This window comes from Sphingomonas sp. Leaf25 (assembly GCF_001421635.1).
In the GTDB taxonomy this organism is placed as follows: Bacteria; Pseudomonadota; Alphaproteobacteria; order Sphingomonadales; family Sphingomonadaceae; genus Sphingomonas.
This window is the reverse complement of record NZ_LMKU01000033.1, coordinates 32,342-40,555: the sequence shown is the minus strand read 5'-3', so window position 1 is coordinate 40,555 and position 8,214 is coordinate 32,342. Positions and strand designations below refer to the sequence as shown.

At 69.1% G+C, this 8,214-nt stretch carries 9 protein-coding genes; 4 read left to right on the top strand and 5 right to left on the bottom strand.

Annotated features, from left to right (window positions below):
* Positions 1-100: 100 nt before the first annotated feature.
* Complete coding sequence (locus ASE78_RS15220) at positions 101-1,015, bottom strand: endo alpha-1,4 polygalactosaminidase (protein WP_056498258.1); 915 nt, start codon at positions 1,013-1,015, stop codon at positions 101-103.
* Positions 1,016-1,140: 125 nt separating this feature from the next.
* Between ASE78_RS15220 and ASE78_RS18395 the strand changes: the two genes are divergently transcribed.
* Positions 1,141-1,317: a DUF4169 family protein gene (locus tag ASE78_RS18395; RefSeq protein WP_082467258.1), complete on the top strand. Its 177-nt coding sequence runs from the start codon at positions 1,141-1,143 to the stop codon at positions 1,315-1,317.
* A 4-nt stretch (positions 1,318-1,321) separates the two neighbouring features.
* Here ASE78_RS18395 and feoB read toward each other — a convergent pair whose 3' ends face one another.
* From feoB to ASE78_RS15200, 4 genes are read right to left on the bottom strand one after another with little or no spacing between them, the layout of a single operon-like run.
* Positions 1,322-3,175: a ferrous iron transporter B gene (feoB, locus tag ASE78_RS15215; RefSeq protein ID WP_056498256.1), complete on the bottom strand. Its 1,854-nt coding sequence runs from the start codon at positions 3,173-3,175 to the stop codon at positions 1,322-1,324.
* 13 nt (positions 3,176-3,188) lie between these two features.
* Entirely contained in the window at positions 3,189-3,446 is a 258-nt protein-coding gene (locus ASE78_RS15210) for a FeoA family protein (RefSeq protein ID WP_055762130.1), read from the bottom strand.
* 38 nt (positions 3,447-3,484) lie between these two features.
* Positions 3,485-4,003, bottom strand: coding sequence for a YceD family protein (locus ASE78_RS15205; protein ID WP_056498253.1), 519 nt, complete (start codon positions 4,001-4,003; stop codon positions 3,485-3,487).
* On the bottom strand, positions 4,000-4,512 hold the full coding sequence (locus tag ASE78_RS15200) for a ubiquinol-cytochrome C chaperone family protein (RefSeq protein ID WP_056498252.1): 513 nt from the start codon (positions 4,510-4,512) through the stop codon (positions 4,000-4,002). Before ASE78_RS15200 ends, ASE78_RS15205 begins: the two co-directional genes overlap by 4 nt.
* A 123-nt stretch (positions 4,513-4,635) precedes the next feature.
* Here ASE78_RS15200 and ASE78_RS15195 point away from each other — a divergent pair, with 123 nt between their 5' ends.
* The 3 genes from ASE78_RS15195 to ASE78_RS15185 all read left to right on the top strand — a co-directional run bounded on the left by ASE78_RS15195 (position 4,636) and on the right by ASE78_RS15185 (position 7,365).
* Positions 4,636-5,112 carry an outer membrane protein assembly factor BamE gene (locus ASE78_RS15195; protein ID WP_055762467.1) on the top strand — a complete coding sequence of 159 codons (477 nt, stop codon included), beginning with the start codon at positions 4,636-4,638 and terminating at the stop codon, positions 5,110-5,112.
* A gap of 130 nt (positions 5,113-5,242) precedes the next feature.
* A complete protein-coding gene (locus ASE78_RS15190; RefSeq protein ID WP_056498250.1) occupies positions 5,243-5,752 on the top strand; it encodes an RcnB family protein in 510 nt (169 codons plus the stop codon).
* 221 nt (positions 5,753-5,973) lie between these two features.
* Positions 5,974-7,365, top strand: coding sequence for a glycosyl transferase family protein (locus ASE78_RS15185; protein ID WP_082467316.1), 1,392 nt, complete (start codon positions 5,974-5,976; stop codon positions 7,363-7,365).
* Positions 7,366-8,214: the final 849 nt, after the last annotated feature.

Genomic DNA, 8,214 nt, shown 5'->3' with positions numbered 1-8,214 from the left:
TCCCCCACCCGGCCACCCATCGAGGGTACGCTGTGGGTGGCCGGGTGGGGGAGCGGGCCGGCACCGCAGAACGCGCATCGGCGCGTTTTCAAACCAACCCTTAGCCGTCGCAGCTATAGCGGAAGCTGTTGTCGAGCGCCTCGGCCAGCACCAGCGTATGCACCCCTTCGGCGCGCGACGTCGCGCACAGCTTGTCGCGCGCGCCGCCGCTGTTGCTGCGATAGGTCGCCTTGTATTCCGCCACGAACACCGGCTTGTTCGCGGTGACGAACGGTTTGAGCATCGCGCATTCGTCGAACTCGTGACATTGTTCGTTGACCGCGAAGTCGAACGCCCCCTCCAGCGCCGCCACCTGATCGAGATCGTTCTTCAACCCCACCGCCAGCCCGCGCGCATGTGCCTCGCCGGCGAGGAACCGGTTATAGTCGAGCTGCTGCGCGGCGGTAATGCCGAGGCCGTTCTTGTTCGCATAGCCATCGACATTGTCGGGCTCGACCGCGTCGCAGCCCTTGGTCCGCGCCAGATCGAGCCGGGTCTGCATCACCCGGCGGACGTTGGCGGACGTGACCGAAAGCCAGCGTTCGCCGACCCAGCCATCGAGCGCCGATCCGCGATCGGCGGCGGCGAACTGCGCATCGTCGCTGCGCCAGTTTTCCGACGATCCGGCGGAGAAATAGCAGATCACCCGCCGCCCGCCATCGTGCAGCTTCTGGATCGTCGCGACCGGCGTGTCGAACAGGTCGACGTCATAGGCGGTAACGGCATAGCTGGTGTCGAGCGTCCCCGTGAGCTGCCATTGCCACGTCGTCGCGGTGGCGGTCGGCCGCCACCATCCGGTCACAGGCGGCGTCGTCGAGCTACTGGCGCTGGGCGTCGGGGTGGGCGTGACGGTCGCGACCGGCGGCGGTGCGCTGACCGTGCCGTCCCCATCGTCACCGCCACCGCCGCCGCATGCCGCCATCAGCGCGATCAGGCTCACCCCGATTCCCTGCCGCACCCCGTCCGTGATCCGCATCGTTCCACCTTATCGCTCGGGGCTGCGGCTACTGCGTCGACCGGTCTCCCGCAATCGATCCCATGGGATGATCCGCCTTCCCTTTCGCCCCGTTTCGGCGCAGTTTGTGCGCGAAGGAGCCGGCGATGGGTGACGTCATCAACCTCAACCACGTCCGCAAGGCGCGCGCCGCCGCGACCAAGGCGGCCACCGCCGACGCCAACCGCGCAAAATTCGGCCGGACCAAGGCGGAAAAACAGGCCGAGGCACAGGAACGCGAACGGGCGAAGGAGCTGCTCGACGGGGCGAAGCGCGAGGAATAGCGGCCTATCCCAGCCCGAAGGCGACCGCCGTCCAATAGGTGGCACCCGCCGCGATATAGGCGAGCGCGAAGAGATACACGATCATCACCACCGGCCATTTCCAGCCGTTGGTTTCGCGCCGGGCGACCGCGATCGTCGAGAGACACTGCGGCGCGAACACGAACCACGCGAGGAAGGCGAGCGCGGTGGCGAGGCTCCAGCGGCCGGCCAGCCGCCCGCCCAGTTCCTGCGCGCCCTGTTCCTCGTCCGTCGCGTCGATCGCATAGACCGTCTGGAGCGCCGACACCGCGACCTCACGCGCCGCCATCGCCGGGATCACCGCCAGCGCCATCTCATGATTGAAGCCGATCGGCCGCAGCACGACTTCGAGGCCGGAGGCAATGCGCCCGGCGATCGAATATTCCGACTGCTTCACCCCCGCCGGCGCGACCGGATAGGAGGTGAGGATCCACAGCGCGACCGTGACCTGCAGGATGATCGTCCCCGCCCGGCGCAGGAACACATAGGCGCGCTGCCACAGCCCGATCGCGACATCGCGGATCGACGGAAGCTGATAGCGCGGCATCTCCATCAGGAAACCGCCGCCTGCCCCCTTGGTCGCGGTGCGCCGCAGGACGAAGGCGGCGAGGACCGCGCCGACGATACCGGTCAGGTACAGCACCAGCAGCACCAGCCCCTGCAACCCGACACCGGGCAGCACCGAGCGCGCCGGAATGAACGCGCCGATGATAACCGCATACACCGGCAGCCGCGCCGAACAGGTCATCAGCGGCGCGATCAGGATCGTGGTCAGCCGTTCCTTGGGATCATCGATCGACCGGGTCGCCATGATGCCGGGAATCGCGCAGGCGAACGACGACAGCAGCGGAATGAACGCGCGGCCCGACAGGCCAACCCCGCTCATCAACCGGTCCATCAGCAACGCCGCGCGCACCATATAGCCCGATGCCTCGAGCAGCAGGATGAACAGGAACAGGATCAGGATTTGCGGCAGGAACACCACGACCGATCCGACACCGTTGATGACCCCCTGCACCAGCAGGTCGCGCAGGAACCCGGCGGGCAGCGCGGCGGTGGCGCTGTCGGCCAGCCAGCCCTGCGCGCCCTCGATCCAGCCGATCGGCGCTTCGGACCAGGTGAACACCGCCTGGAACATCACGAACAGGATGGCGAGCAACAGGATGGGGCCGACCACCGGATGCAGCGCCACCCGGTCGAGCCCGAGGGTGACGGCGCGCATCCGTGGCTGTTCGACCACCGCCAGCCGGGCGATGCGCCGCGCCTCGCGCTGGAAATGGCGGATGTCGGTTTCGATCGTGTCGGTCGCCGCCTTGCGCGGCGGGCCGGCCAGGATGTCGCCCAGCGCCAAGCGCAGTTCGTCCAGCCCGCGCTTGCGCACCGCGACGGTCGCGACGACGGGCACGCCCAGTTCGGCGGACAGCGCGGCCAGATCGATCGTCAGCCCGTCGCGCGTCGCCATGTCGATCATGTTGAGCGCCAGCACCATCGGCCGGCCGAGCGACCGAAGCTGGAGGACGAAGCGCAGATGATTGTCGAGGTTGGTGGCATCCGCGACGACGATCATCGCATCGGGCACGCGCTCGCCGCTCTGGCGACCCAGTACCACGTCGCGCGTCACCGCCTCGTCGGGACTGCTGGGGTCGAGGCTGTAGGTGCCGGGCAGGTCGACCAGCTCGATCGGCCGCCCGTCGTTCAGCGCCAGCCGGCCCGAATGACGCTCGACGGTGACGCCGGGATAATTGCCCACCTTCTGCCGCGCGCCGGTCAGCGCGTTGAACAGGGCGGTCTTGCCGGCATTGGGATTGCCGACCAGTGCAACCAGGGGAGCGGGGTTCACGTAAAGGGTGCCGTCAGCCGCCCAGTGGTGCCACGCGGATCGCGCCGGCGACATGCGAGCGCAGCGCCACGGTCATCCGCCCGATCCGGCACGCCATCGGCCCGCCGCGCAGCATCGCGCGGTGCAACAGTTCGACGTCGACACCCTCGTCCAGTCCGAATTCGCGCAGGCGCCGCGCCTCGCTGGGCGACAGTCGCTCCCAATCGACCGATGCGACTGTCGCTCGGGCGGCACGCGGCAGTTGGGCGAGATACAGACCGGGGGATAACATTGCGACTGATTATCAATAAGCACCGCCCAAGGAAAGGCTTATTTCGTCAGCAGGTCCTTCAACCCGCCGAGCGCGGTGATCGGCGCGACATCTTCCTCGCGGACCACGCCGGCGGTGCGCAGCACCTCCTCGGCATCGGGGCTGCGCGGATAGGGGTCGAGCGCCAGCGCCAGCGTTTCCGCCGCCGCTTCGCCCAGATCGATCGACGCGCCGGTATAGAACATCGTGTCCATCGCCGAATCGTCGAGTTCGGCGGCGTCGCCCTCGATGCTGCCTTCGGGCAGGAAGCGCAGGACGAAGGGTTCGTCGACCGATTCGGGCACTGGCTCACCGCTGGCGACACAGGCTTGGGCGACCTCAGCGGTCAACCGGCCGGTCGCGACGATGCCGGCGACATCGCGGCGCAGCGCATAGTCGGCGACGAGCGAATCGATCGCCAGCAGCCGGAACCGGCCCATCAGCCGCCGGCGTTCGTCGCCGTCGGCCTCGATCCGCTGGCGCAATTCGCCTTCGCCGATCTGGTCGATGCGGATCGGGCGGTGGAATTCGGAAGTCATTGCGGCACGTCTCCGGCAAGCAGATGGTCGAGAGTCACGGGATCGAGCGCGGTGCGCAGCGCGCGCAGTTCGCGTTCGACATGGGCCAGCGCCTCCGGCCCCGGATCGTCGCCGCGATACAGGTTGCGGACCAGCGCGGCACCCAGCGTATCGTCGGCCAGCCCGTCGCGATACGCGCCGATCCGCCCGCCGAGCATCGCCATCATCCGCCCGATATGCTTGCCGACCACCATGTCGCCGAAACCGATCTGGCGCAGTTGCCCGTCCATGTCGTCGACGAAACATTCGGCCAGACTGGCGGAGGCGGCGGCAGCGGCGCCTTCGCGCTCCAGCCGCAGCATCACCATCGTCAATATCGCGGCGATCATGTCGAACCGGCCGTCGATCGTGTCGGGCACCCGCCCCGCCAGATACCAGTGCGGCAGGCGACCGCGCGCGACGACGGCCTGATAGAGCGTCGCGGCCTGACGCGGGGGCGGTTCGCGGCGGAACAGGCGGCTGAGGACCATGACACTCCGGATGGAACAGGAAGGGCGCGCTTGTGGATGGCGCGGGTCCGTCATATTGAACGCATGGCCGCGCGATGCAACACGCGCGCCGGCCCGGTCGCGCGTTCGCAGGACGGAGAAGTTATGGTTCGGTTTCCCACCCGTGGCGCAGCGGCGCTGATGATCGCCTGTGCCGCGGTCGCGTTGCCCGGCTGCACGAAGCTGCGCAGCCACCAAGGCTATGTGATCGATCCCGATCTGGTCAACGCGGTGCAGCCCGGCATCGACACGCGCCAGTCGGTGCTCCAGACGCTCGGCACGCCGACCTTCACCGGGCAATTCTCCGACCGCGAATGGTTCTATCTGTCGCGCGACAGCCGCAATTTCGCGTTCAACCGACCGCGCGCGGCGGACCAGACGACGCTGAAGATCACGTTCGACCAGCGCGGCAACGTGACCGCGATCGACCGTACCGGCGTCGATCAGGTCGTCGGCATCAGCCCGTCGGACAAGAAGACCCCGACGCTGGGCCGCGAATCGAACTTCTTCAGCGATCTGTTCGGCAACATCGGCACGGTCGGCGCGCCGGGCACGGCGGGACCGTCGCAGCGGCCGAACTGACGGTTCGGGCTGGGCGGGGGAGCGGACCCAACGATCCGCCCGCCTTGCTGTAGCATTACAATCATATTCGCGTAGCGTTCAGGGCGACTCGGGCATTCCTCCTGCCATCACGGAAGGAAGGAGCTTTCCCATGCGCAAACTGATCCTCGCGGCACTGGCTGCCGCCGTATCGATCCCGACGCTCGCCGCCCCCGCCATGGCGCAGTCGCGTCACGAGCTGCGCCGCGACCGGCAGGATATTCGCGAAGAGCGGCGCGAATATCGCCAGGCGCTGCGCTATGGCGATCGCCGCGACATTCGCGACGAACGCCGCGACCTGAACCGCGCCCGCCGCGAATTTCGCGAGGACCGGCGCGACCGCACATGGGGTCGCGGCGACTGGCGTCCCTATCGCAACAGCCACCGCAGCCTCTATGCGCGCGGCAACTGGAACGCGCCGTTCCGCTACCAGAGCTTCCGTCCGGGCGTCGCGATCGGCCGGCCCTATTACGCGCAGCGCTACTGGATCGCCGATCCGGGCCGCTATCGCCTGCCCCCGGTCCGGGGTGGCCAGCGCTGGGTCCGGCATTACAACGACGTGGTGCTCGTCGATCATCGCCGGGGCCGGGTGGTCGATGTGATTCGCGGATTCTACTGGTAACGGCGGCGTTCGGCCGCGCCGCTGCGGAGCGGCGCGGCCGGTGCGCAAAGGCACCAGTCCCGAAAGGGGATTGAGGACCGTTTTCGCCAACGTCCGCTTGCGCGAACGGTTCACGGCCGGCGGCAAAATATTCCGTTTCGGTCCGAACGGTGCGCTGCCCCGCTTGTGACGCCGGATCGTATTCGATTACATCCGCCATGGAGCATCCGGGGGGATGGACGATGGCGACGGCGATCCCGTGGATCGATGCGATTGTGCGTGAGACGATGCTGGCCGCCGCGATCGGGCTGCTGATCGGCGGCATCGACGATCTGGCGGTCGATCTCGCCTATCTGGTCCGCGCGCTGCGCCGTCGCTGGCGACGGTCGCGCGCGCTGACGCTTGCCGATTTTCCGGTCGAAAGCTGCTCGGCGCGCATCGCGGTGCTGGTGCCGGCATGGGACGAATCGGCGGTGATCGGCGCGATGCTGCGCGCCACGATCGCGCGGATCGACCACCCCGACTGGCGGCTCTATGTCGGGGCCTATCCCAACGACCGCGCGACGATCGATGCCATCGCGGCGGTCGCTAATGGCGACGGACGCATCCGGCTGGTGCTGACCGAACGGCCCGGTCCGACGACCAAGGCCGATTGTCTGAACGCGCTGTGGCGGGCAGCCACCGCCGATGGCGTGGGCGAACGGCACCCGTTCACCGCGATGGTGCTGCACGACGCCGAGGATGTGGTGCATCCCGGCGAATTGCGCGTGTACGACCGGATGCTGCGGTTCGCCGACACGGTGCAGTTGCCGGTCCTGCCGCTGCCCGATCCCGCCTCCCGCTGGGTATCGGGTCATTATATCGACGAATTTTCCGAGGCGCATGGCCGGCAGATGCCGGTGCGCGCCGCGCTGCGTGCCGGATTGCCGCTGGCCGGGGTGGGATGCGCGATCTCGGCGGCGATGCTGGAGCGGATCGCCGGGGTGCGCGGCGGCCTGCCGTTCGACGAAACCAGTCTGACCGAGGATTACGAGCTGGGGCTGACGGTGCGGGCGCTTGGCGGACGCGGGTTGTTCGTGCGCGTCCTCGAGACACCGGGCGGACCGCCGGTCGCGGTTCGCGCCTTTTTCCCGGCAACGCTCGACGCCGCCGTCCGGCAGAAGGCGCGCTGGATGACCGGCATCACCTTGGCGGGGTGGGACCGGACCGGCTGGCAACGCGGTGCGGGCGTGCAGGAACACTGGATGCGGATGCGCGACCGACGCACGATCCTTGCCATTCCGGTGCTGGCGCTCGCCTATCTCGCGCTGCTGGTCTGGGGGCTGGCGGGCACGGCGCATGCGATCGCCGGAACGACATTGCCCGTCCCCGACAGCGCGATGCGCTGGCTGCTGGCCGTCAATTTCGCGCTGCTGGCGTGGCGCGTGCTGATTCGCGCGATACTGGTCGCGCGCAATTACGGCCGTGGGCAAGCGCTGCGGTCGGTCCCGCGCCTGCTGGTCGGAAATGGCATTGCGCTGCTCGCCGCGCGCCGCGCCATCATGCGCTATCTGAGGTCGCTTCGCGGCGGCACGTTGGTGTGGGACAAGACCGCGCATCATTTCCCGACCGCCGCCGAATTGAACCTGCCTTGAGTGCGCATGGTCCCGCCGGACGCGGGCGGCCGCTGCGTTTCCTGATGCTGGTCAGCGGCGGATGGGTCGCGTTGCGGGTCACGCTGTTGTGGCCCGAAACGGCGATCGTGCCGGACGTGCTCGGGGTGGTGCGCCCGGTGGCGGCAGCGCTGCCGCGCCGGCCGGCAGTCGGGACGTCGCGACAGGTCGCGCGGTGGGTCGCATCGCCGGTCGTCCCGCTGCGGTCGCGACCGGCCGCAAAGCCTCCTGCAGCGATCCTGCCTGACGCCCGACCCGCCGAGACGATCGAACTCGCACTGGTCGCCCCCGTCGAACCCGGCCCCGCGCCGCTGGTCGCCCCCGGGCCGGTCGGCGTCGGACTGCCGATACCACCCGCGCGCCAGGGCACGTCGTTCAGCCTGTGGGCGATGGCGCGCCCCGGTGTCGCGACCGGCGGACCGGTGCAACTGGGCGGCGGGCAGGCCGGGATACGGATGCGCGTTCCGGTAGCGGCGGACGGGCGGGTCGCGCTGGTCGGCCGGCTGGCGACGCCGCTGGCCGGGCCGGGGCGCGAGGCGGCGCTCGGCGTCGAATGGCGACCGCGCGGGCTGCCGGTGGCAGTGGTCGCCGAACGGCGCATCGCGCTCGACTCGAGCGGCAGCGGCACCGGAATCGGGCTGGTCGCCGGGGTCGATCGGCCCGCACTCCTCGCCGGATTCGCGCTCGAAACCTATGGGCAGGCGGGGGCGGTGGTTCGACGCGGCGTCGAACCCTATGCCGACGGCGCGGTGCGGCTGCTGCGCCCGGTCGCCGATGCCGGTCGCGTGACGCTCAGCGTCGGCATCGGAAGCTGGGGTGGGGCGCAGCGCG

Excerpts from the sequence above, each read along its gene's own strand:
- ASE78_RS15200 (WP_056498252.1), bottom strand. The coding sequence starts at position 4,512 with ATGGTCCTCAGCCGCCTGTTCCGCCGCGAACCGCCCCCGCGTCAGGCC.
- ASE78_RS15220 (WP_056498258.1), bottom strand. The coding sequence starts at position 1,015 with ATGCGGATCACGGACGGGGTGCGGCAGGGAATCGGGGTGAGCCTGATC.
- ASE78_RS15210 (WP_055762130.1), bottom strand. The coding sequence starts at position 3,446 with ATGTTATCCCCCGGTCTGTATCTCGCCCAACTGCCGCGTGCCGCCCGA.
- ASE78_RS18395 (WP_082467258.1), top strand. The coding sequence starts at position 1,141 with ATGGGTGACGTCATCAACCTCAACCACGTCCGCAAGGCGCGCGCCGCC.
- ASE78_RS15195 (WP_055762467.1), top strand. The coding sequence starts at position 4,636 with ATGGTTCGGTTTCCCACCCGTGGCGCAGCGGCGCTGATGATCGCCTGT.
- ASE78_RS15205 (WP_056498253.1), bottom strand. The coding sequence starts at position 4,003 with ATGACTTCCGAATTCCACCGCCCGATCCGCATCGACCAGATCGGCGAA.
- ASE78_RS15190 (WP_056498250.1), top strand. The coding sequence starts at position 5,243 with ATGCGCAAACTGATCCTCGCGGCACTGGCTGCCGCCGTATCGATCCCG.
- ASE78_RS15185 (WP_082467316.1), top strand. The coding sequence starts at position 5,974 with ATGGCGACGGCGATCCCGTGGATCGATGCGATTGTGCGTGAGACGATG.